Source organism: Parahoeflea olei (assembly GCF_001703635.1).
GTDB lineage: Bacteria > Pseudomonadota > Alphaproteobacteria > Rhizobiales > Rhizobiaceae > Hoeflea > Hoeflea olei.
This window is the reverse complement of the sequence record NZ_LQZT01000006.1, coordinates 99,826-121,329: the sequence shown is the minus strand read 5'-3', so window position 1 is coordinate 121,329 and position 21,504 is coordinate 99,826. Positions and strand designations below refer to the sequence as shown.

The window sequence follows — 21,504 nt, the reverse complement described above, 5'->3', positions numbered from 1 at the left end:
TTCGCATCACGCCGAATGCGAGAGTGAAACCTATTGCCACCGTGTTTTTCCTGGCGCTGACGGCCTATCTCGGCTGGGGCTTCTTCCTCTCCGGCCAGGCCAAATCGGCCGAGCCCGGCAACAAGGGCGAGGGGGCGACGCCGCCCCGGGCCGACGATCGCTGAGGCTCGCGGCCGCGCTGCCCGGCTTCCACCGGAGCCCATTGCCGGCAAAGAGATTTTCGGTTCGTTTTGCACCACGTTTTTGCATCACAGGGGCTTGTGGCCACGCCTGTGCCGGTCTATAAGCCAGCCGCTGGTCACGGAGTGTAGCGCAGCCTGGTAGCGCACGTCGTTCGGGACGACGGGGTCGGAGGTTCGAATCCTCTCACTCCGACCAGCCAATTTAGGGTCCATCCCGAGGGCCGTGCCACTTTTCTCCAAGAAACTGATCGGAATGCGGGCCGCTGCAGAGGCGGATCGGCTGACCGCTGCCGGCCAGGCATGTGCTCCGTCCGGTCATCGTGCTTTCTGAAAATCGCCGGTCTTTGCCTTTTCGCGCTGGTGCCCGGCCGGCCCTGATTCCAAGGCGCCTCGGCCGGCGCTGCCATGCAGCTTCGGGCCGCGGCTGGTTTTCCGCCTCTCCGGCTGTGGCCCCCAGATCTGTCTTCGGATCAAATTTCCGCATCATTTCCATAGGCTTGGCATCAATTGAAATGGACGCTTGACCAACTGCGAGTGTTTAGATACTACTCAGTATCATAAATATCGGCGCGGAGAGGAGGGCGGATATGTTGGGTGGTGTTCGGGTTCTGGACCTGACTTCCGTGCTGATGGGGCCATTTGCCACGCAGATTCTCGGGGATCTCGGCGCGGATGTGATCAAGGTGGAAAGTCCCGAGGGCGATATCGTTCGCCGCTATCATCCGGCGCGTAACCCGGGCATGCCGGGCATCTTTCTCAATCTGCACCGCAACAAGCGCAGCATCGTGCTTGATCTGAAGGCGCCCGAGGACGCGGCCACGCTCCGCCGCATGATCGCCACGGCGGACGTGCTGGTTCACAGCATCCGCGGGAGGGCAATGGAGCGGCTCGGCTTCGGCCCGGAAGCCGTCTGTGCGCTCAATCCGCGGCTGATCTACTGCGTGGCCAACGGATTTCGGCAGGATGGCCCCTATGCCGAAAAGGCAGCCTATGATGATGTCATCCAGGCCGGGGCCGGGTTGACCGAGATGATCGGCCGGGTCAACGGGGCGCCGGAATATGTCCCGACCGCGCTTTGCGACAAGGTGGCGGGCATGGCGATCGCCTGGTCGGTGCTGGCGGCCCTGTATCACCGTGAACGCACCGGCGAAGGGCAGGTGGTCGAGGTGCCGATGTTCGAGACGAATGTCGCCTTCAACCTCGTCGAGCACATGGCCGGCATGTCCTTCGTGCCGCCTTCCGGCGAAACCGGGTTTGCGCGCTACATGACGCGCAATCGCCGCCCCTACCGCACCCGCGACGGCCATGTCTGCATCTTGCCCTACACCGAGAAGAACTGGCGCGACTTTTTTGCAGGCATCGGGCGCAGCGAGGTGCTCGAGGATCCGCGGTTCTCCGATTTCACGAGCCGCATCAACAATATCGACGCGCTCTACGCGATCCTTGCGGAGTGCGCGCTGGAGCGGACCACCGACGAATGGGTGCGCTATTGCGACAGCATCAGCATCCCGTCGATGGCCGTGAACCGGTTCGATGACCTGTGGTCGGATCCGCATTTGCAGGAGATCGGGTTTTTCGAGACCAGGGAGCATCCGAGCGAAGGCCGGTACAGCAATGTCGGCATGCCGGTGAAGTTTTCCCGTGGCAACACGGACCTGCGCCGGCCCGCGCCGCGGCTCGGCGAGCATGGGGCTGAAATCCTGGCCGAACTCGACAGCATCGAGAAGGCGGCCCGCACCGGTTGAGGAGCCGGGGTGGAGGGAAAGTCAATGTCATTATCAGTGGAGGAAGCAATGACACGAACAAAGTTTACGGCCGGCATGGCCATCCTGGCGGGTCTCGTGGGCTACAGCCCGATCGCTGCGGCTGAGGACCCGGTCGTTCTCGCGACTGCGACCGATCTGTCCGGCACCTATTCCGATATCGCCGGCAACAGCTCGGTGGTGGCAATCGAGATGGCGATCGAGGATTTCGGCAAAACGGTCCTGGGCCGGCCGATCGAATACATTTCCGCCGACCACCAGAACAAGCCGGATGTCTCGTCGGCCCTGATCCGGGAATGGGTCTCTGTGAAGAAGGTGGATGCACTGGTCGACGTGACGCTGACCCCGGCCGCCATCGCCGCGCAGCAGGTTGCGAACGAAAACAACATCATTAGCCTGTTCTCGGGATCCGCTTCGCTGGGGCTCATCAATGAAGGCTGTTCGCCGACATCCTTCGTCTGGACCTACGACACCTATGTCATGCCGCGCGGCGTGGGCTATGCCATGAAGCCGGGCGAAAAATGGTTCCTGATCACCGTCGACTATGCCTTCGGCAAGCAGATGGAAGAGAACCTCACCGCCACCATCGCGGATCGGGGCGGCGAACTCGTCGGCTCGGTCAACTATCCGCTCGGCACCAACGATTTCAGCTCCTATCTGCTGACGGCGTCGTCGTCCGGCGCGGATGTGATCGGCTTCATCTCGGCCGGTTCGGACCTGATGAACCTGATCAAGCAGTCGAGCGAATTCGGCCTGCCCCAGGACGGCCAGCGCCTGGCCACTCCGCTGCTGTTCGAGAACGAGGTCGCGGCACTCGGCCTGCAGGCGGCCTCGGGTCTGCAGACGACCCTGGGCTTCTATTGGGACCAGAGCCCCGAGGCGCGTGCCTTCAGCGAACGCTTCAAGGAGCGCTACGGCAAGATGCCGAACATGCTCAATGCCGGCGCCTATTCGATGACCATGCATTACCTGAAGGCGGTCGAGGCGGCCGGAACCACCGAAGCCAAAGCCGTGGGCGAGAAGATGCGCGAACTGCCGGTCGAGGATTTCTTCGCCGTCAACGGTCACATCCGCCCCGATGGCCGCATGATCCACGACATGTTTGTCGGCCAGGTCAAGACCCCGGAGGAATCGACCGGCGAGTGGGACTTCTTCAAGATCGTCCAGACCATCCCGGGCGATGAAGTCGCTTTCCCGCTGGAGCAGAGCACCTGCAAGCTGGTGCAGAAGTAGGCCCGAAGCGGACGCCGGTTCGCCCCGGCGGTCCAGCGTCCGCTTCCACTCCCGCTCTCTTTCATTGCCTGTCGTCTCTTGGAGGGTTTCTGCATGCCCGGAAATGCCCAAAGCCTGTCCGTGCCTTTCATCGCCATGCCGGCCGGATTTGCGGTCGTCATCGGCGGCAGTGGCGGCATCGGTCGCGTCATCTGCCGGAAGCTCGCCCAGTGCGGCGCGGACGTGGCGCTGAGCTGGCGCAGCAACGAGGCGGCCGCCCGCGAGACGGCGGCCGAGGTCGCCGAAGCGGGGCGCAAGGCGCATCTGGGCCAGGCCGATCTGGCCGACCCGGACTCGGTCGCAGCCTTCTTCGAACGCCTGGCCGGTTCGGGCGAGACGATCAGCTCGGTCATCGTCGCCACCGGCGCCGACATCAGCATGTCCTATGTGAGCGAAGTCGATCCCGCCGAATGGCGCAGCGTCATCGACGGCGATCTCAACGGCTTCTTCAATGTCACGCGCGCCGCCCTGCCGCATCTGCGCGCCTCCGGCGGCAGCCTCACCGCGCTGACATCGGCCGGGATCGTGCGCCATGCCCATCGCGACATCCTGTCGATCGCTCCCAAGGCGGCCATCGAATCCCTGGTCCGTGCGGTGGCGCGGGAAGAGGGACGCCACGGCATCCGCGCCAATTCCGTGGCGCTCGGTCCGATCGACGCCGGCTTGCTGCATCGGCTGGCCACCCGGGTGCCTGAAAGCTTCATGACAGCGGTGGCAAACAACACCGCCCTCCGTCGCGCGGGGACGGCAGAGGAGGCGGCCAATGCGGCCGTGTTCCTGGCCTCCAGCGCGGCATCCTACATCACCGGCGCCAGCCTCACCGTCGATGGCGGCTTCTCGGTCTGAATGGAGAAATTGATGAAATCCGACATTACCATTGGCGAAGTACTCCGCAAATCCGCCCGCGATCATGCCGATCGCGATTACATCCACGCGGGCGATCTGCGCATGAGCTTTGCGGACGTCGACGGTCAGGTCGACCGGCTGGCGAGCGGACTGGTGCAAGCCGGCGTCGGCCATGGCGACCACATCGCCGTCTGGCTCACCAACAGCCCCGAATGGGTGCTGCTGCTGCTCGCCGCGGCGCGCCTCGGCGCCGCCATCGTCCCGGTCAACACCCGCTACAAGAAGGACGAGGCCAGCTACATCCTCGCCCAGTCGGATGCCAAGGTTCTGGTGATGACGCCCTCAATGTGGGGGATCGACTTCACGTCGATGCTGACCGAGATCGCCCCGTCGATCGGATCGCAAACGGCCGGGGACCTCGACCTGCCCGAGCTGCCGGCCCTGAAATCGGTGATCATGGTGGGCGCGCCGGTGGCGCCCTGGGCGGTCCCCTTCGATACCCTGTCGGCGACCCCGGTCGATGACGCCGCGATCGCCGCCGCCGAGGCCCGGGTCACGGCCGATGACCTTCTGCTCATCTGCTACACCTCCGGCACCACAGGCCGTCCCAAGGGGGCGATGCACAATCACCGGGTGATCCACCAGAGCATCCGCGTGGGCGATGCCCTGAAGATGCGCGCGGGCTCGCAGGTGATGGCGCATCTGCCGTTCTATCACGTGGCCGGCATGTTCATGTGCCTGCTGCCGTCGCTCGCCGCCGGCGCGACCATGCATCTGATGCCGCACTGGGATGCCGGGCAGGCGCTCGACCTGATCGAGCAGGAAAAAGTCACCATCTTCGGCGGCCTGTCCACGCATTTCCTCGACATGATGGGCACGCCCGGCTTCGCGGATCGCAAGTTCACGACCCTCGAGGGAACCTGGATGGGCGGCTCGACCGTGCCCGAGGACATGTTCCGCCGGATCGTCGATGCCTTTGGCTTCGAACGGCTGCTGTCGACCTACGGCATGACCGAGAACACGATTTCCACCACCTTCAACCGCTGGGACGACAGCCTCGAGGATTGCCGGCGCAACACGGCGCCGATCCTGTCGGCCTGCGAAGTGCGGATCGTCGACACCGAGACCGGGCTGCCGCTCGGGCCGGACCAGGATGGCGAGATCCAGTGCCGCGGCGCAACGGTGATGATGGGCTACTACAAGAACCCCGTCGAAACCGCCAAAACCATCGATCCCGAAGGCTGGCTCAAGACCGGCGATATCGGCCGGTTCGACAGCCGCGGATATCTGAGCCTGACCGGGCGCATCAAGGAGATGTTCAAGGTCGGCGGCACCAACGCCTATCCGTCCGAGATCGAGCAGCACCTGGCGTCCCATCCGGGCATCCAGGTGTCGGTGATCGTGGCCGCTCCCGACGAGCGGCTCGGCGAAGTCGGCATGGCCTATGTGGTGCCGAGCAAGGGCTCGGGCCTGACCGAGGCCGATGTGGTGGCGCACTGCAAGGGCAAGATCGCCGACTACAAGGTGCCCCGCTACGTCAAGCTGGTCGACAGCCTTCCGCTCACCACCACCGGCAAGGTGCAGCGCGCGCAGCTGGTGCAGAACGCGCGCGATCACGTCGCAACACTCAAAGCAGCCAAGGGATGACACTGATGAACGACATGCGTCTTGAGGACCGCCAGCAGATCCAGGACCAGGCCATGGCCTATGCGCGCGGCGTCGATCGCCGCGACTGGGCGCTCGTGCGCTCGGCCTATCACCCCGACGCCCATGACGACCATGGCGCCTACAAGGGCGGCGTCGACGGCTTCATCGAGTGGCTGGAACGTCGTCATGCGCACATCGCCCATTCCATGCACTTCGTGACCAACTGCCTGATCGAATTTGCCGGACCCGACCGGGCGCTGTGCGAAACCTACTATCTCGCGCAGCAGACCATGGGCCCCGAAGCTGGCGAATCCCGCCTGATGCTGCTCGGAGACCGCAAGCTTGCGCCCGATGCGTCGGTGCTGATGGAGGTCGCCGGACGCTATGTCGACGTGTTCGAGCGTCGCAACGGACACTGGGCCATTTCCGACCGCACCGTCGTCTTCGAGAAGGTTCGCGCCAGCGAAGACACCTCCCTGCCCATTTCTGCCGACTGGGTGCCGCAGCGCCGCGATGCCGATGACAGGTTGGGACAGATGCGTCGAAAGCTCGGTCTGTCCTGACCGCCGTCCGGGCTTTCAGAACGACTGTGTCCCGGTTCCACAAAAGACAAACAAGCAGATCAAGATGCAACTTCCCAAGACAAGACATATCGAGATCGATTTCGACCCCCAGGGCATCTTGCATGTCACATTGGCGCGCGTGGAAATCCTCAATGCCTTCAACCAGGTGATGATGGATGAAATCGCCTCCCTGTTCAACGCGCTGGAGGAGGAGCCGGATGTCCGGGTCGTTGTCTTCCGCGGCAAGGGCGGCGTTTTCAGCGCGGGAAGCGACCTGAGCGAAATCGTGTCGTCGATGGAAAAGACCGTCGCCGCCGGCGAGGATGTCGACGGACTTCTGTACCGGGTGACGCGCGGGACGGGCGATCTGCTCGAACTCATCGACAGATGTCCCAAGCTCGTCGTCTCGGTACTGGAGGGATCCGTTCTCGGCACCGGGCTCGGCATTGCCGCCGTGTCCGACGTGGTGCTGGCGGACCAGTCCGCCGTGCTCGCGCTGCCGGAGGTGACGCTCGGCTTCTCGCCGTCCCAGATTTCGCCGTTCGTGGCGCGCCGCATCGGCTTCTCGTCCGCACGGATGCTGGCGCTGACGGCGGCCCGCATCAATTCGGCGGAAGCCTATCGGCTGGGTTTCATCGATTACATCGCCGCCGATGGCGAGGAGCTCGAGGAACTCGTCACCAGGACGCTCAACGCAGCGCTCGCCTGCGAGCCTGCGGCGGTCGCCCACACCAAGGCGTTGATGGGCCAGCTCGAACTGCTCGATCTCGGCCCCTATCTCGATTCCGCGGCGCAGATCGGCGTGAACGACCTGTGTTCCGATACCGGCAGGCAGGGGCTGAATGCCTATGCCACCCGCACGACCCCGCCCTGGCGGCGCAGGATGGGAGCCTGACATGTTCGAAGACCTCATCGACGACACCGGCAGGTTCATGGCCGAGACCATGGACCGGATGCTTGAAACCCACTGCACGGCCGCGGTGCGTCACGCCGCTGACGGCGGAACCTGGCCGCAGGCCGTGTGGGACGCGGTGACCGGGGCCGGTTTCGATCGCGCCACCCTTTCGGAGGCGCAGGGCGGCGTCGGGCTGACGCTCGCGGAAGCGCTGCCGCTGGTGGCGGTTGCGTCCCGGCATGCCGCCCCTGTGCCGCTTGCCGAGGTTCTCGTCGCAGGTCATCTGCTTGGCAGCGCTGGCCTTGCGGCACCCGAAGGCCTCGTTACGGTCGCCGCCGGCGCGGACGCCACGCTCACGCCAAATGGCGCCGGCTGGGTCTTGACCGCCACCCTCGCATCCGTCCCCTGGGGTGCGCGCGCCGATCATCTCGTGCTTGCCGCCCGCTCCCCTGACGGCGAAAAACTGTGCCTCGTCTCGCGGCAGGACTGGCAGGCCGAGCCGGGCCGGAACCTCGCCAACGAACCTCGCGACAGGCTGGTGATCGATGCGGCGCTCGATCCTGCCCGCATTGTGCCGATGCCGGATGGCGCGGACACGATCTTCCGGCTGATGGCGCTTGCCCGGGCGGTCCAGATCGCCGGCGCACTTGCCCGGGTGCGCGACATGACCATCGCCTATGCGCAGGAACGCGTGCAGTTCGGCCGGCCGCTCGGCAAGTTCCAGGCCATTCAGCAGACGATCGCCGTGCTTGCCTCCGATGCCGCTGCCGCCGAGGCGGCCGCCGGCATTGGCCTCAAATGCCCGGGCGATCCGTTGGCGGTCGCGGTGGCCAAGGCCCGTGCCGGCGAGGCCGCGGGCCGGGCCGCCGGCATCGCCCACCAGGTTCACGGGGCGATGGGCTTCACCCAGGAACACCCCTTGCATTTCCTGACCCGCCGGATCTGGGCCTGGCGGGATGAGTGCGGCAACGAACGCCACTGGAGCACCGTTCTGGGCGGCGCCCTGCTCATGCACGAACCGGACACGCTGTGGCACGCGTTGACCGATATCGGAAATCAGGCCGCCTGATGGTCCGCACGATGGTGACCCTTATGCAAGACCCGATCACGCAAGGCCCAGGGCCTGAAGCGCGCTACCGCAGCTTTCTTGCCGAAGGCCGGTTCATGATCCAGCGATCCGTGACGACCGGAGACCACGTGTTCTACTCGCGCACGATGATGCCCGGCTCCGGCGGGACGGATCTCGAATGGGTCGAGGCTTCCGGTCGGGCCACGGTCTATTCGTGCTCGATCGTCCGGCGCCCGGACGCGGAGGGCGGCGATGACAGCATCGCCATCGTCGAACTCGCCGAGGGTCCGCGCACCATGACGCGCATCGTCGGCTGCCGGCCGGAGGAGGTGGTGATCGGCATGGAGGTCCGCGCCCGGATCGACAGCCAGGAGGGCGAGCCGATCGTCTTCTTCGAGCCCGCACGCAACGGAGAAACGTCATGACCGGGTTGCGCGGCAAGACCGCAATCGTTGGCGTGGGGCTTGCCGGCCTGGGCGCGGCGCCTGGCTGGTCGCCGATCGAGATCATGGCCGAAAGCGTGCGCCGGGCGCTCGACGACGCGGGCCTGGGGCTTGCGGATGTGGACGGCCTGTTCGTCTCCTCCTCGACCCAGGCGATGCCGACCATCACGGCGGCGGAATATCTCGGGATCCGGCCAAACTATTTCGGCGGCACGATGGTGGGCGGGGCGTCGTTCGAGGCCCATGTCCTGACCGCGGCAATGGCCCTTGAGGCAGGCCTCTGCAATGTCGCGCTGATCGCTTACGGCAGCAACCAGAGATCGGCCGCAGGCAAACTGGTCGCGACCATCGAGCCGCAGGTGAACGAAACCGTCTATGCGCCACGCCAGCCGATCACGGCCTATGCGCTGGCGACCGCCAGGCACATGCACGACTACGGCACGACGCGCACCCATCTTGCCGAAGTGGCCGTGGCGGCCCGGGCCTGGGCCGGGCTCAATCCCCGCGCGTTCAAGCGCGATCCGCTGACCGTGGAAGAGGTGCTTGCCGCGCCGATGATGTCCGATCCGCTGTCGCGCCTCGATTGCTGCCTTGTAACCGATGGCGGCGGCGCGGTGGTGATGATGCGTGCCGATGCCGCGCGCGACCGTCCCAAGAACCCGGTCTACCTCCTGGGCGCGGGCGGAGCCCACTGGCACCGCCAGATCGCGATGATGCCGGATCTCACCGTCACGGCCGCCACCCAGTCGGGCGCCGCCGCCTATGCCATGGCCGGGCTCGGGCCCGAACAGATGCACATGGTCGAGCTCTACGACGCCTTCACCATCAACACGATCCTGTTTCTCGAGGACTTGGGCTTCTGCGCGAAGGGCGAGGGCGGGGCCTTCGTTTCAGGGGGCGCGATCGCGCCCGGCGGGAGGCTTCCGGTCAACACCAATGGCGGCGGCCTCTCCTGCGTGCATCCGGGAATGTACGGGATCTTCCTCATCATCGAGGCCGTCGAGCAATTGCGGCGGGAGGCGGGGGAGCGACAGGTCGCCGATCCGCAGACCGCGCTCGTTCACGGCAATGGCGGCACGCTCTCGTGCCAGGCCACCTGCATTTTCGGCACCGAAGCCGCCCTGACCGCCTGATGCGATCCAATGGAAGGAAATCTCATGTCTGACGCGACACCCCTCAACCCGGACCGGATGGTCGAAGGCAAATCCATCGTCGTCACCGGCGCGGGCGGCGGCATCGGCCGCGCCATCGCGCTGTCGCTCGCCCGCCAGGGTGCCCGCGTCGTCGTCAACGATCTCGGCGCAAGCCTGCAGGGCAAGATCGAGAACGCCAGCGCCGCCGACGATGTCGTGGCCGAAATCCGGGGCTTCGGCGGCGAAGCTGTGGCCTCCACCGACAGCGTTTCGGCTTGGTCGAGCGCCGAAAAGATCGTGCAATGCGCGCTCGACAGTTTCGGGCGCATCGATGGCGTCATGAACAATGCCGGAATCCTGCGCGACCGCATGATCCACAAGATGTCCGAGGAGGAATGGCGGCAGGTGATCGATGTCCACCTCAACGGCACCTTCTTCGTCAGCCGCGCCGCCGCGCCGCACATGCGCGCGCAGGGCTCCGGCGCCTTCGTCCACACCACCTCCAATGCCGGTCTTGTCGGCTCCATCGGACAGGCCAACTATTCCGCCGCGAAGATGGCGATCGTCGGCCTGTCGCAATCGATCGCGCTGGAGATGGAGCGGTGCGGCGTCCGGTCGAATTGCATCGCGCCGACGGCCTGGAGCCGGATGATCAGCTCGGTGCCCACGGACACGCCCGAACAGGCGGAATGGGCGGAAAAGCTCAAGAAGATGACGCCCGAGAAGATCGCGCCGCTGGCGGTGTATCTGCTGAGCGACGCGGCCTCCGGCGTGAACGGCCAGATCTTCGGCGTCCGCCGCAACGAGATCCTGCTCTACGGCCAGATGCGCCCGGTGCGGTCGGTCCACATGTCCGACGGCTGGACGCCTGCCAGCATAGCCGAAACCGCCGAACCTTCGTTCCGCAGGGCGTTCACGCCGCTCGACACGGCGGTCACCTATTTCGCATGGGCTCCCATCTGATGGCGTTCGACCGCGACACCGTCCTCAATTGGCCGATCCCCGAGGCGCAGCAGCTCTACACGCCGCGCGACACGATGCTCTACGCGCTCGGGATCGGCATGGGCGCCGACCCGTGCGACGAAGCCGAACTCTGTTTCGTGCAGGAGCGCGGGCTCAGGGCCTTCCCCTCCATGGCCGTCGTGCTCGCGCATCCGGGCTTCTGGATGCGGGACGAAAAGGCCGGGATCGACTGGACCAGGGTGCTGCATGCCGAGCAGTCGGTGCGGCTCCTGCGCCCGCTGCCCCCTGCGGCGCACGTGGTTTCGACCTCGCGTGTGGTCGAGATCGTCGACAAGGGCGCGGGCCGCGGCGCGCTGCTCCGCCAGGAGCGCGAGGTCCGGCTCGAGGACACGGGCGAGCTGCTCGCGGTGGTGGACATGCTCGCCTTCTGTCGTGGCGACGGCGGCTGCGGCGGGCCGACGGAGCGCGCGCGCGAGCTCGAAAGCGTGCCGGGCCGCGCCCCCGACATCACCCACCGGCTGCCGACGCTGCCGCAGTCGGCCCTGATCTATCGGTTGTCGGGCGACTACAATCCGCTGCATTCGGATCCTGAGGTGGCCCGGCGCGCCGGGTTCGACCGGCCGATCCTGCAGGGGCTTTGCACGCTGGGCGTGGCGCTGCGGTCCGCGCTGGGCAAGGCCCGGGCCTATGAGACCGACCGGGTGCGCGGGTTCGACGTGCGCTTCGTGGCCCCGGTCTATCCGGGCGAAACGATCCGCACCGAAATCTGGGACGAGGGAGAGACGCTCCGGTTTCGTGCCTATGCCGACGAACGCGACACGCTGGTCCTGGACAAGGGGCAGGTCGTGCTCGGAGCAATGCCGGGAGGCTGACAATGAAACGGATGGAGGAGGCCATGATGCAACAAAAGAAAATCGCCGTCGTGATCGGCGGCGGCAACGGGATCGGCGCGGCGACCGTCAAGGTGATGGCCGGCAGGGGCTGGCGCGTCGTGGCAGCCGACATCGATGCCGACGCCGCCCGCGCCGTTGCCAGCGAGCAGGCCGATTGCATGGGCATCGCGCTTGATGTGACCGATGCCGAGGCCATGACGGAGGCCGCGTCCCGGATCGAGGCCGAGCTCGGGCCGGTCAGCGCGCTGGTCGTCTCCTCCGGCGCGTTCCAGGAAAGCCTCCCGCCGCACCGCATGACCGACGATGCCTGGTCGCGGGTCATGCAGGTCAATCTCGACGGGACCTGGCAGGCGAACCGCATCTTCGGCACGCGCATGGCCGAACGCGGCGCGGGCAGCATCGTCAACATTGCCTCGGTGACCGGCCTGTTCTCGTCGCCGCTGGTCGCCTACGGAACCTCGAAGGCGGCCGTCATCGGCCTGACCCGCAATCTGTCCGGTGAGTGGGGGCGCTCGGGCGTGCGCGTGAATTCGGTCTCGCCTGGCGTGACGCTGGTCGAGCGCATCCTCAAGCACCGCCGGCAGGGGACGCGCTATTACGGCGGGGATTTCGATACCCATGCCGCCATGGGTCGCTCGGTAGAGCCCGTGGAAGTGGCCGAGGCGGTCGAGTTCCTGGCCTCGGACCGCGCCTCCGCCATCACCGGCATCGACCTGCCCGTCGACTGCGGCTGGCTGACCGCCGCGCCCTGGGAAATGTTCGGCGGATGTCGCCCGGCCGTGAACGCGGAGGCTGCCAAGTGAGCGACGAGAGCATTCTCGAGACCCGGGGCTTGACCAAGGCATTCGGCGGCTTCACGGCCATCAAGGACGTCGACCTGAAGGTCAGGCGCCACGGCTTTCACGCCCTGATCGGGCCGAACGGCGCCGGCAAGTCGACCTTCTTCAACCTGATCACGCGGTTCCTGACGCCGACCGAAGGAACCATCCTCTACAAGGGCCAGGACATCTCCCGCGTCAAGGCGGCGCGCCTGCCGGATCTCGGCATCCTTCGCTCCTTCCAGATCTCGGCGGTCTTTCCGCGGCTGACGCTGCTCGAAAACGTCCGCCTGGCGCTCCAGCACGGCAAGGGCGTGTCCTACCGGTTCTGGCAGAACGAGACCAGCCTGAACGAGCTGAACGATCGGGCCGAAAGCCTGCTTGCCGATGTGGGGCTGGGCGGCCGCGGCGCGGAGCCGGCGGGTACCTTGCCCTATGGCAGCAAGCGGGCGCTGGAGCTCGCCACGACGCTTGCCTTCGAGCCGGAACTGATGCTGCTCGACGAGCCGATGGCGGGGCTCGGGACGGAGGACATCGGCCGTATTGCCGATCTTCTGGAAAAGGCCTCGCATGGTCGCACCATCCTGATGGTGGAGCACAACATGCATGTGGTCGCCCGTCTGTGCGACCGCATCACCGTGCTTGCCCGCGGTGAGGTTCTCGCCGAGGGAACCTATGCCGAAGTCTCCAGCGATCCGCGCGTGATTGAATCCTATGTGGGGCGGTCCGATGCAGCCTGATGCCGAACTCGTACTGCAGGTCAGGGATCTGCAGGCCTATTATGGCGAGAGCAAAGCGCTCCACGGTGTCGCCCTCGAGATCCGCCAGGGTGAACTCGTGACCTTGCTTGGCCGCAACGGCGCGGGCAAGTCGACCACGCTCAAATGCATCATGGGTGCGATCCCGAAGCGTTACGGCTCGGTCCTGCTGCAGGGCACCGAGGTGATTGCGGCGCCGTCGAACCGGATCGCCCGCCTCGGGGCGGCCTGGTGTCCGGAGCACCGAGGCATCTTCTCCTCGCTTTCGGTGGAGGAGAACCTGGTGTTGCCACCGGTCATCGCGCCGGGCGGGATGTCGGTCGAGGAGATCTACACCCTGTTCCCGAACCTTGCCGAGCGCCGCCGCAGCCAGGGGACCCGGCTGTCGGGCGGCGAGCAGCAGATGTTGGCGATCGGGCGCATCCTGCGCACCGGGTCGCGCTTCCTGCTGCTCGACGAGCCCACCGAAGGACTGGCGCCGGTGATCATCCAGAACATCGGCGATGCGATCCGGATCCTGAAGGAGCGCGGCTACACGATCCTTCTCGTCGAGCAGAACTTTCATTTCGCCTCGAGCGTCGCCGACCGCCACTACGTGATGGAGGACGGGCTGATCGCCGAACATATCCTGGCCGCCGATATCGCCGGTGCGATCGACCGGTTGCACGAGTATCTCGCCGTCTGAAGCGCAAAAGGGGGAAAAGATGGATGTGATCTTCGGAGTTCCGTTGCCGCTTCTGTTGGGCCAGCTCGTGCTCGGCCTGATCAATGGAGCGACCTACGCGATCCTGAGCCTCGGCCTGGCCGTCATCTTCGGCATGCTCAAGGTCATCAATTTCGCCCATGGCGCGCAATACATGCTCGGCGCCTTCGTGGCCTGGATGATGGCGAGCTGGCTGGGTCTCGGTTTCTGGTACGCGCTCGTGCTCGCGCCGCTGGTGGTCGGGGCAGGGGGGATCGTGCTGGAGCGGGTTTTCCTGCGCCACCTCTACGACAAGGACCATCTGTTCGGGCTGTTGTTCACCTTCGGCTTCGCCCTCGTGGCCGAGGGCGTGTTTCGCTACTATTTCGGCTCGACCGGGCAGATCTACACCAATCCGATTCCCGGCGGCGTGCGCCTGGGCTTCATGTTCCTGCCCCACTATCGCATCTTCATCGTCGTGATGGCGCTCGTGATCTGTTTCGGCACCTGGTTCGTGATCGAGCGCACGAAGCTCGGCGCCTATCTGCGCGCCGCCACCGAGGATCCGGTTCTCGTCCGCGCCTTCGGCATCAACGTGCCGCTGCTGATCACGCTGACCTACGGCTTCGGCGTGGCGCTTGCTGCGCTCGCGGGTGTCATCGCGGCTCCGGTCCAGAACGTGAGCCCGCTGATGGGGTCGCATGTCATTATCACCGTCTTTGCGGTGGTGGTGATCGGCGGGCTGAATTCGATCATGGGCGCGATCGTCACCGGCTTTGCGCTCGGCGTGATCGAGGGGCTCGCGAAAGTGTTCATTCCGGAAATGTCCAACACCGTCGTGTTCGTCATCATGGCGATCGTCTTGCTGCTTCGGCCGGCCGGGCTGTTCGGGCAGGAGCAATAGGCCATGTTTGCAAATCCGCGTAAAATCCTGATCGGACTCGCTCTCCTCGCCATCGCCCTCGCGGCGCCGGCCTTCGTCTATCCTGTGCTTTTGATGAAGGTGCTGTGTTTCGCGCTGTTTGCGAGCGCCTTCAACCTGCTCCTGGGCTTTGCGGGCATCCTCTCCTTCGGCCATGCCATGTTCTTCGGCTCGGCGGCCTATGTCTCGGCGCAGACGATCAAGGTGCTGGGGTGGCCGACGGAACTCGGCATCCTGGCCGGCGGGGCGATCGCGGCGGTTCTGGGCCTGGTGGTCGGCGCGCTCTGCATCCGCCGCAAGGGCATCTACATGACGATGATCACGCTCGCCTTCGCGCAGATGCTGTTCTTCGTCTTCATGAGCGCGCCCTTCACCGGCGGGGAAAACGGGCTGCAGCCGGTCCCGCGCCGCGCGATCCTCGGCATGATCGACATCTCCAACGACCGGGTGCTGTATTACGTCGTGCTGGCCATCTTCCTGGCGGGCTTCGGGCTGATCTATCGCGTCATCCATTCGCCCTTCGGCCAGGTGCTGAAGGCGATCCGCGACAACGAGCCCCGCGCCATCAGCCTCGGCTATGACGTCGACAGGTTCAAGCTGATCGCATTCGTGCTCTCGGCCGGTCTCTCCGGCATCGCCGGGGCAACCAAGGCGGTGATCTTCCAGCTCGCGAGCCTCACGGACGTGCACTGGGGCATGTCGGGCGAAGTCATCCTGATGACCCTGGTCGGGGGCATCGGCTCGATTTTCGGTCCGCTGCTGGGAGCCGCCTTCATCGTCGGCATGCAGAACCAGCTCGCGGGTCTGGGCGAATGGGTGCTGGTGGTGCAGGGGCTGATCTTCATGACGCTTGTGATGGTGCTGCGCGCCGGCATCATGGGCCTGATGTCGGATCTGTCGCGTTGGGTCTCGAAGCTCCGGGCGTCGAGATGAGCCTGCCGCGTGTCGCCATTCTCGACGATTATCAGGGCCTCGCACTGACCCTGGCCGACTGGAGCGGCCTCGATGGCCGTGCGGAGATCGTGGTGTTCCGCGACAATCTCGGCCCGCTCGACGCTGCCGTCGAAGCGCTGGCCGGGTTCGACATGGTCTGCCTGATGCGGGAGCGCCAGGCCGTGTCGCGCGCGCTGATCGAGCGGCTGCCACGGTTGAAATGCATCGTCACCACCGGTGTCTGGAATGCCGCGATCGACCTCGAGGCCGCCAGCCAACGCGGGATCGACGTCTTCGGCACATCGAACGGGCGCGGGCAGCGGGCCACGGCGGAACTGACCTGGGGACTGATCCTGGCTCTTGCGCGCAAGATCCCTGCGCAGGATGTCGGCATGCGCGCGGGCGCCTGGGCCGGGGCGCCGGGCCGGATGCTGGAGGGCGCGGTGCTGGGGCTGGTCGGCTTCGGGACCGTCGCGGCGATGGTGGCGGGCTACGCCCACGCCTTCGGGATGAAGGTGTGCGCCACAAGCCGGAGCAGGATGGCGCGCGAATTGCCATCGCATGTCAAGCTGATGGAGCCGGACAGGCTTTTCGAGGCCGCCGATGTGCTGTCGCTGCATGTTCGCCTGACGGCGGAGACCCGCGGCCTGATCGGCCCGCGCCAGCTCAGGCGCATGAAGCGCGACGCGCTGCTGGTCAACACCGCACGCGGGCCGCTGATCGACCAGGCGGCGCTGATCGCGGCCTTGCAGTCGGGCGAGATCGGTGGCGCGGCGCTCGATGTCTTCGACCAGGAGCCGCTGCCGCCGGGCGATCCGCTACGGGAGGTGGGATCGAACCTGATCCTGTCTCCGCACATGGGCTATGTCACGCGCGAGACCATGGCTGATTTCCACCGCCAGACCAGGGACGTGGTCGCGGCCTGGCTCAACGCCGGCGATCCGTCGAGCCTGGCTCCCAGGCTGGCCTGACCGGTGCCGGCCTATTGACGGAAGCCTGTTCGCAAGAAATACTACCGAGTATCATCAAGGATCTCAGCATGACCTTCCAGACCCAGACCCCACCCTCCGGACCGAGCAGCACCGAGGCGCTGCGCGCAGAGGCGCTGCGCGCAGAGGTTCGCGCCTTTCTCAAGGAAGAACTGGGCAGCCGGACCCCGGCTCAGCGCGCGGAATCGTGGAACGGCTTCGACACCGGCTTCAGCCGCAGGCTTGGCGCGCGCGGCTGGATCGGCATGGCCTTGCCCGCCCGCTACGGCGGCGGTGAACGCACCATGGCCGAGCGTTATGTGGTGCTCGAGGAACTGCTGGCCGCCGGTGCGCCGGTGATGGCGCACTGGATCGCCGACAGGCAGAGCGGTGCGCTGCTCCTGCGCTACGGCAACGAAGAGCAGCGCCGCACCATCCTGCCGAAGATCGCTTCGGGGGAATGCTATTTCTGCATCGGCATGAGCGAGCCCGATGCCGGCTCCGACCTCGCGGCGGTGCGCTGCCGGGCCCGCAAGGTGGAAGGCGGCTATCTCATCAACGGCACCAAGCTGTGGACCTCGAACGCCCACCGCTCGCACTACATGATCCTGTTCTGCCGCACCGACAGCGCCGACTCGGACAACCGGCACGGTGGCATGAGCCAGTTCCTGATCGACATGACCACGCCGGGCCTGAGCATTCGTCCGGTGGTCTCGCTCGCCGGAGAGCATCATTTCAACGAGGTGACCTTTACCGACGTGACGGTCTCCGACGAGGCGCTGCTCGGCAGGGAGGGGGACGGCTGGGCCCAGGTCACGAGCGAACTGACGCTCGAGCGCAGCGGCCCGGAGCGCTTCCTGTCCTCGTTCCAGACCGTGGTCGAACTGGCGCGCGGCCTGCGCGGCGCGCCCGACGCCGCGGGCACCGCGGCCCTCGGTCGGATCGCGGCGCATCTGGTCACGTTGCGGGCCATGTCCATGGGCGTCTCGCGCCTGATCGACCAGGGCGAGGATCCCGCCATCCAGGCGGCGCTGGTCAAGGATCTGGGCGCTGTGCTCGAACAGGAGATCCCCGATATCGTTCGCCTGATTCTCGGCGTCGAGGCGCGACAGGACGATCCGGCGCTGGCCGGCTGCCTTGCGACCACGATCCTGGCGGCGCCATCCTTCTCGCTGCGTGGAGGAACGCGCGAAATTCTCAGAGGCATTATCGCCCGCGGCCTCGGGCTGCGTTGACAAGGGGTGGCATGGCGCCACCAGCGGAGGACATCATGACCCAACCGGTTCTGCTCGAACGCGACGGCTTCGTCGCAACCATCACCCTCAATCGCCCGGAAACGCGCAACGCGATCTCCGATGACGATGTCATCGATGCATTGGTGGCAGCGGTCCAGGAAGCCGATTCCGATCCGGACCTGCGCGTGGCGATCGTCACCGGGGCCGGCTCGAGCTTCTCGTCGGGTGGCAATCTCAAGAAGATGCTCGAGGACGGCATGTCGGACATGCCGCCGCCTCAAACCCGGCAGTCCTACAGGCGTGGCATTCAGCGCATCCCGCTCGCCTTCGAAGCGGTCGAGATCCCGCTGATCGCCGCGGTCAACGGCCCCGCGATCGGCGCCGGATGCGATCTCGCCTGCATGTGCGACATCCGCATCGCCGCTGAGAGCGCCCGCTTTGCCGAAAGCTTCGTGAAGGTCGGCATCGTCCCGGGCGATGGCGGTGCCTTCCTGTTGCAGCGCGTGGTCGGATATGCCCGCGCCGCCGAGATGGCGCTGACGGGTGATCCGCTCACCGCATCCGAGGCACTGGCTTTCGGTCTCGTCTCCCGGGTTGTCCCCGATGGCGACCTGCTGGCCACGGCCCGACGGATCGCCGACAGCATCGCCGCCAATCCGCCGGTTGCCGTGCGCATGACCAAGCGCCTGCTCCGCGAGGCCCACCGCAGCGGCCTCGCAAGCGTTCTCGAATATTCGTCCGCCCTGCAGGCGATCGCGCACACGACGCAGGACCATGCCGAAGCCGTGGCAGCCTTTGCCGCCCGCCGCGCACCGGAGTTCACCGGCCGATGACCGATCCATTGAAAGTGCATCCGATGACTGAAGACCGCTCCTCGATCCGCCGTCATCTTGACGAGGCGGACATCGTTCCGCTCGCCATGGCGCTGGTGCAGATCACCGGGGATCTTGCGATCCTCGATGACATAGCGCCGCATATCTCGGGTCCCTGGGACTATTCCCAGTCGATCCCCAGCGAGGTGGCGTCGCGGATCCGCGACCGGCTGGCGGACGCTCTCGCCAGTCCCGACCGTCCGCAGGCGGCGCTCGCGGATCTCGAGCCCGACCTGCTGCGAAGAATGCTCAGCGTTGCAGTCGGTGGCGAGGTCAGCGCCGAATATGTGCCCCTGCTGGTCGAGCAGGTGGGCTTCACCGACAGCGAATCCTGGGCCAGGCCGGCGAGCCCGGCGCTGAAGGAGGGAATGACCGCGATCGTCATCGGCGCCGGCGTTTCCGGGGTTTGTGCCGCCGTGCGCCTGCGCGAGGCGGGCGTGTCCTGCACCGTGTTCGAGAAGAACGATGACGTCGGTGGCACCTGGTACGAAAACCGCTATCCCGGCTGCGCGGTGGACACGCCGAACCATTTCTACCAGTTCTCGTTCGCGCCCAACAACGACTGGCCGCAATATTTCTCGCGCAGGGACGAGATCCGCAAATACATCGCCAGGGTGGCCGACTGGTTCGGCATCCGCGCGATGATCCGGTTCCGCTCGGAGGTCGCGTCGGCGCGCTTCGACGAGCAACGCGACCTCTGGGTGGTCACCGTCAACGGACCCGACGGCGAATCCGTCCATGAGGCGCGGATCCTGATCACCGCCGTCGGCCAGTTGAACCGCCCGGCGATCCCGCGCATTCCCGGCATCGAGTCCTTTGCCGGCCCGGTGGTGCACACCGCCGACTGGACCGACACCACCGATCCGCGCGGCAAGCGGGTGGGACTGATCGGCACCGGCGCGAGCGCGGTGCAGGTCGGCCCCGGCATCGTCGACGAGGTGCAGTCGCTGCATGTCTTCCAGCGCTCGGGCGGCTGGGTCGTGCGCAGCCCCAATGCCCTGCGCAAGGTCGCCGAAGGCAAGCACTGGGCGCTGAACTCGGTTCCCTTCTATGCCGGATGGTACCGCTTCCAGCTGTTCTGGGGCTTTGGCGACGGTCTCTACGAGGCGTTGCGCATCGATCCCGACTGGACCGGCGGCAGCGAGTCGATCAATGACCTGAATGCCCGCCTGCGCGCGGCGATGCTGCGCTATTTCGAACGCCGCCTCGAAGGCCGCCCCGATCTGCTGGCGAAAGTGGTGCCGGACTACCCGCCCTTCGGCAAGCGCGTGCTCGCCGATGCCGGCTGGTTCGACATGCTGTTGCGCGATCACGTCGAGCTGGTCACCGACCCGGTGGCGGAAGTGCTGCCCAACGGGATCCGCCTCGCCGACGGCACGGTGATCGAACTCGACATGCTGGTGCTCGCCACCGGCTTCCAGGCCTCCAGGATGCTCTGGCCGATGGACATCACCGGTTCGTCGGGAAAGACCATCCGCGACATCTGGGGCGATGACGATCCGCGCGCCTATCTCGGAACCGCGGTCGAAGGGTTCCCGAACCTGTTTGTCATGTACGGCCCCAACACCGGCCTGGGGCATGGTGGCAGCGTCACGTTCCTGGCCGAGTGCCAGATGAACTACGTCGTCGGCTGCCTCGACCTGATGCATGCCGAAGGCGCAACCCGGATCGAGCTGCGCGAGGGCGTGCAGGCCGGCTACAATGCCCGCATGGACGACGAGTTGAAGCATTTCGTCTGGAGCCATCCGAGCGTCAAGTCCTGGTACCGCAACGCCACCGGCCGCATCACCATCAACCAGCCCTGGCGGCTCGTCGATTACTGGGAAATGACCCACAGGCCCGACCCGACCGATTTCACGCTGGACAAGGTGGCGCAATGAGTACGGCCCTGAAGCCGCTTTCTGTCGTCACCGGTGCCGGTGGCGGCATCGGTCGCGCCATCGCAATGAGGCTGTCCAGGGACGGTTATCGGGTTCTTGTCTCCGACCTTGACGAGGCTTCCGCGTGCGAAACGCGCAACCTGATCGAAAGGGCAGGCGGGGAAGGGGAGGTCTTGATCGGCGACCTTGCCCGGGAGCGCGACTGTGCGGCCCTGGCCGACCTCGGCGCCGGCGCCGAGGTGCTGGTCAATAATGCAGGCGTGTTCTATCCCCGCGCATTCGAGGACTTGACCGACGCCGATTTCGACCGGGTTCTCAAGGTCAACGTGATTGCGCTGTTCCGCCTCTGCCAGGCATTCGCCACCCGGATGCCGAGCGGCGGGCGGATCGTCAATATCGGCTCCCGCGCCATGCTGGGCGCGCGCGGATATGCTCATTACGTCGCTTCCAAGTCCGCGGTCGGCGGCCTGACCAAGGCGTTGGCGCTCGAACTCGCCCCAAGGGGACTGTCGGTCAACGCGGTCGCTCCGGGCGTGATCGACACCGCGATGACAGCCTTTCTCGACGCCGAGGCCCGGACGCGCGTTGCCGCCGGGCTGCCTGCGGGCCGCATCGGCAGGCCGGAGGATGTCGCCTCCGCGGTCGCCTATCTCGCCTCCGCCGAAGTGGGGTTCGTGACCGGCCAGATCCTGTTCGTGGATGGCGGGGCTTCGGTCGCCGGGCTGACATCCGTCTGACGGACGGCTGGCGAGAGTTTGCCTGCGCGC

21 protein-coding genes and 1 tRNA gene are annotated in these 21,504 nt (G+C 66.1%); all 22 read left to right on the top strand.

Annotated features, from left to right (window positions below):
- Window positions 1–301 precede the first annotated feature (301 nt).
- The 22 genes from AWJ14_RS06495 to AWJ14_RS06390 all read left to right on the top strand — a co-directional run bounded on the left by AWJ14_RS06495 (window position 302) and on the right by AWJ14_RS06390 (window position 21,474).
- Window positions 302–378: transfer RNA gene (locus AWJ14_RS06495), tRNA-Pro, on the top strand.
- Window positions 379–769: 391 nt separating this feature from the next.
- On the top strand, window positions 770–1,927 hold the full coding sequence (locus AWJ14_RS06490; RefSeq protein WP_066176551.1) for a CaiB/BaiF CoA transferase family protein: 1,158 nt from the start codon (window positions 770–772) through the stop codon (window positions 1,925–1,927).
- A 48-nt stretch (window positions 1,928–1,975) separates the two neighbouring features.
- Window positions 1,976–3,178, top strand: a complete 1,203-nt coding sequence (locus AWJ14_RS06485; protein ID WP_066176549.1) for an ABC transporter substrate-binding protein — start codon at window positions 1,976–1,978, stop codon at window positions 3,176–3,178.
- 93 nt (window positions 3,179–3,271) lie between these two features.
- Window positions 3,272–4,063, top strand: a complete 792-nt coding sequence (locus tag AWJ14_RS06480; RefSeq protein ID WP_066176547.1) for an SDR family NAD(P)-dependent oxidoreductase — start codon at window positions 3,272–3,274, stop codon at window positions 4,061–4,063.
- 12 nt (window positions 4,064–4,075) lie between these two features.
- A complete protein-coding gene (locus AWJ14_RS06475; RefSeq protein ID WP_066176545.1) occupies window positions 4,076–5,710 on the top strand; it encodes an AMP-binding protein in 1,635 nt (544 codons plus the stop codon).
- Between the two features lie 5 nt (window positions 5,711–5,715).
- A complete protein-coding gene (locus AWJ14_RS06470) occupies window positions 5,716–6,273 on the top strand; it encodes a nuclear transport factor 2 family protein (RefSeq protein ID WP_171904831.1) in 558 nt (185 codons plus the stop codon).
- 64 nt (window positions 6,274–6,337) lie between these two features.
- Window positions 6,338–7,168 (top strand): enoyl-CoA hydratase/isomerase family protein, encoded by an 831-nt coding sequence (locus tag AWJ14_RS06465; RefSeq protein WP_066176543.1) that lies wholly within the window; start codon window positions 6,338–6,340, stop codon window positions 7,166–7,168.
- Window position 7,169: 1 nt separating this feature from the next.
- Window positions 7,170–8,237, top strand: coding sequence for an acyl-CoA dehydrogenase family protein (locus AWJ14_RS06460; RefSeq protein WP_171904830.1), 1,068 nt, complete (start codon window positions 7,170–7,172; stop codon window positions 8,235–8,237).
- Between the two features lie 23 nt (window positions 8,238–8,260).
- Window positions 8,261–8,662: a Zn-ribbon domain-containing OB-fold protein gene (locus tag AWJ14_RS06455; RefSeq protein WP_066176583.1), complete on the top strand. Its 402-nt coding sequence runs from the start codon at window positions 8,261–8,263 to the stop codon at window positions 8,660–8,662.
- Window positions 8,659–9,813 carry a thiolase gene (locus tag AWJ14_RS06450; RefSeq protein WP_066176541.1) on the top strand — a complete coding sequence of 385 codons (1,155 nt, stop codon included), beginning with the start codon at window positions 8,659–8,661 and terminating at the stop codon, window positions 9,811–9,813. The genes AWJ14_RS06455 and AWJ14_RS06450 overlap by 4 nt, the downstream gene beginning before the upstream one ends.
- A gap of 24 nt (window positions 9,814–9,837) precedes the next feature.
- A complete protein-coding gene (locus AWJ14_RS06445) occupies window positions 9,838–10,776 on the top strand; it encodes an SDR family NAD(P)-dependent oxidoreductase (RefSeq protein ID WP_210183507.1) in 939 nt (312 codons plus the stop codon).
- Window positions 10,761–11,648, top strand: a complete 888-nt coding sequence (locus tag AWJ14_RS06440) for a MaoC/PaaZ C-terminal domain-containing protein (protein WP_245304152.1) — start codon at window positions 10,761–10,763, stop codon at window positions 11,646–11,648. The genes AWJ14_RS06445 and AWJ14_RS06440 overlap by 16 nt, the downstream gene beginning before the upstream one ends.
- 26 nt (window positions 11,649–11,674) lie before the next feature.
- Window positions 11,675–12,472, top strand: coding sequence for an SDR family NAD(P)-dependent oxidoreductase (locus tag AWJ14_RS06435; RefSeq protein WP_210183506.1), 798 nt, complete (start codon window positions 11,675–11,677; stop codon window positions 12,470–12,472).
- A complete protein-coding gene (locus tag AWJ14_RS06430) occupies window positions 12,469–13,227 on the top strand; it encodes an ABC transporter ATP-binding protein (RefSeq protein ID WP_139112554.1) in 759 nt (252 codons plus the stop codon). Before AWJ14_RS06435 ends, AWJ14_RS06430 begins: the two co-directional genes overlap by 4 nt.
- Window positions 13,217–13,930 carry an ABC transporter ATP-binding protein gene (locus tag AWJ14_RS06425; RefSeq protein ID WP_066176578.1) on the top strand — a complete coding sequence of 238 codons (714 nt, stop codon included), beginning with the start codon at window positions 13,217–13,219 and terminating at the stop codon, window positions 13,928–13,930. The genes AWJ14_RS06430 and AWJ14_RS06425 overlap by 11 nt, the downstream gene beginning before the upstream one ends.
- Before the next feature lie 19 nt (window positions 13,931–13,949).
- Window positions 13,950–14,831, top strand: coding sequence for a branched-chain amino acid ABC transporter permease (locus tag AWJ14_RS06420; RefSeq protein ID WP_066176534.1), 882 nt, complete (start codon window positions 13,950–13,952; stop codon window positions 14,829–14,831).
- A gap of 3 nt (window positions 14,832–14,834) precedes the next feature.
- Window positions 14,835–15,782 (top strand): branched-chain amino acid ABC transporter permease, encoded by a 948-nt coding sequence (locus tag AWJ14_RS06415; protein ID WP_066176531.1) that lies wholly within the window; start codon window positions 14,835–14,837, stop codon window positions 15,780–15,782.
- A complete protein-coding gene (locus tag AWJ14_RS06410; RefSeq protein WP_245304151.1) occupies window positions 15,752–16,753 on the top strand; it encodes a D-2-hydroxyacid dehydrogenase family protein in 1,002 nt (333 codons plus the stop codon). The genes AWJ14_RS06415 and AWJ14_RS06410 overlap by 31 nt, the downstream gene beginning before the upstream one ends.
- A 68-nt stretch (window positions 16,754–16,821) precedes the next feature.
- Complete coding sequence (locus tag AWJ14_RS06405) at window positions 16,822–17,985, top strand: acyl-CoA dehydrogenase family protein (protein ID WP_066176529.1); 1,164 nt, start codon at window positions 16,822–16,824, stop codon at window positions 17,983–17,985.
- A 35-nt stretch (window positions 17,986–18,020) separates the two neighbouring features.
- Entirely contained in the window at window positions 18,021–18,818 is a 798-nt protein-coding gene (locus tag AWJ14_RS06400) for a crotonase/enoyl-CoA hydratase family protein (protein WP_066176527.1), read from the top strand.
- Window positions 18,815–20,737: a flavin-containing monooxygenase gene (locus AWJ14_RS06395; protein WP_066176524.1), complete on the top strand. Its 1,923-nt coding sequence runs from the start codon at window positions 18,815–18,817 to the stop codon at window positions 20,735–20,737. Before AWJ14_RS06400 ends, AWJ14_RS06395 begins: the two co-directional genes overlap by 4 nt.
- A complete protein-coding gene (locus tag AWJ14_RS06390; protein ID WP_066176522.1) occupies window positions 20,734–21,474 on the top strand; it encodes an SDR family NAD(P)-dependent oxidoreductase in 741 nt (246 codons plus the stop codon). Before AWJ14_RS06395 ends, AWJ14_RS06390 begins: the two co-directional genes overlap by 4 nt.
- Window positions 21,475–21,504 lie beyond the last annotated feature (30 nt).

Excerpts from the sequence above, each read along its gene's own strand:
- AWJ14_RS06490 (WP_066176551.1), top strand. The coding sequence starts at position 770 with ATGTTGGGTGGTGTTCGGGTTCTGGACCTGACTTCCGTGCTGATGGGG.
- AWJ14_RS06485 (WP_066176549.1), top strand. The coding sequence starts at position 1,976 with ATGACACGAACAAAGTTTACGGCCGGCATGGCCATCCTGGCGGGTCTC.
- AWJ14_RS06480 (WP_066176547.1), top strand. The coding sequence starts at position 3,272 with ATGCCCGGAAATGCCCAAAGCCTGTCCGTGCCTTTCATCGCCATGCCG.
- AWJ14_RS06475 (WP_066176545.1), top strand. The coding sequence starts at position 4,076 with ATGAAATCCGACATTACCATTGGCGAAGTACTCCGCAAATCCGCCCGC.
- AWJ14_RS06470 (WP_171904831.1), top strand. The coding sequence starts at position 5,716 with ATGAACGACATGCGTCTTGAGGACCGCCAGCAGATCCAGGACCAGGCC.
- AWJ14_RS06465 (WP_066176543.1), top strand. The coding sequence starts at position 6,338 with ATGCAACTTCCCAAGACAAGACATATCGAGATCGATTTCGACCCCCAG.
- AWJ14_RS06460 (WP_171904830.1), top strand. The coding sequence starts at position 7,170 with ATGTTCGAAGACCTCATCGACGACACCGGCAGGTTCATGGCCGAGACC.
- AWJ14_RS06455 (WP_066176583.1), top strand. The coding sequence starts at position 8,261 with ATGCAAGACCCGATCACGCAAGGCCCAGGGCCTGAAGCGCGCTACCGC.
- AWJ14_RS06450 (WP_066176541.1), top strand. The coding sequence starts at position 8,659 with ATGACCGGGTTGCGCGGCAAGACCGCAATCGTTGGCGTGGGGCTTGCC.
- AWJ14_RS06445 (WP_210183507.1), top strand. The coding sequence starts at position 9,838 with ATGTCTGACGCGACACCCCTCAACCCGGACCGGATGGTCGAAGGCAAA.
- AWJ14_RS06440 (WP_245304152.1), top strand. The coding sequence starts at position 10,761 with ATGGGCTCCCATCTGATGGCGTTCGACCGCGACACCGTCCTCAATTGG.
- AWJ14_RS06435 (WP_210183506.1), top strand. The coding sequence starts at position 11,675 with ATGCAACAAAAGAAAATCGCCGTCGTGATCGGCGGCGGCAACGGGATC.
- AWJ14_RS06425 (WP_066176578.1), top strand. The coding sequence starts at position 13,217 with ATGCAGCCTGATGCCGAACTCGTACTGCAGGTCAGGGATCTGCAGGCC.
- AWJ14_RS06420 (WP_066176534.1), top strand. The coding sequence starts at position 13,950 with ATGGATGTGATCTTCGGAGTTCCGTTGCCGCTTCTGTTGGGCCAGCTC.
- AWJ14_RS06415 (WP_066176531.1), top strand. The coding sequence starts at position 14,835 with ATGTTTGCAAATCCGCGTAAAATCCTGATCGGACTCGCTCTCCTCGCC.
- AWJ14_RS06405 (WP_066176529.1), top strand. The coding sequence starts at position 16,822 with ATGACCTTCCAGACCCAGACCCCACCCTCCGGACCGAGCAGCACCGAG.
- AWJ14_RS06400 (WP_066176527.1), top strand. The coding sequence starts at position 18,021 with ATGACCCAACCGGTTCTGCTCGAACGCGACGGCTTCGTCGCAACCATC.
- AWJ14_RS06395 (WP_066176524.1), top strand. The coding sequence starts at position 18,815 with ATGACCGATCCATTGAAAGTGCATCCGATGACTGAAGACCGCTCCTCG.
- AWJ14_RS06390 (WP_066176522.1), top strand. The coding sequence starts at position 20,734 with ATGAGTACGGCCCTGAAGCCGCTTTCTGTCGTCACCGGTGCCGGTGGC.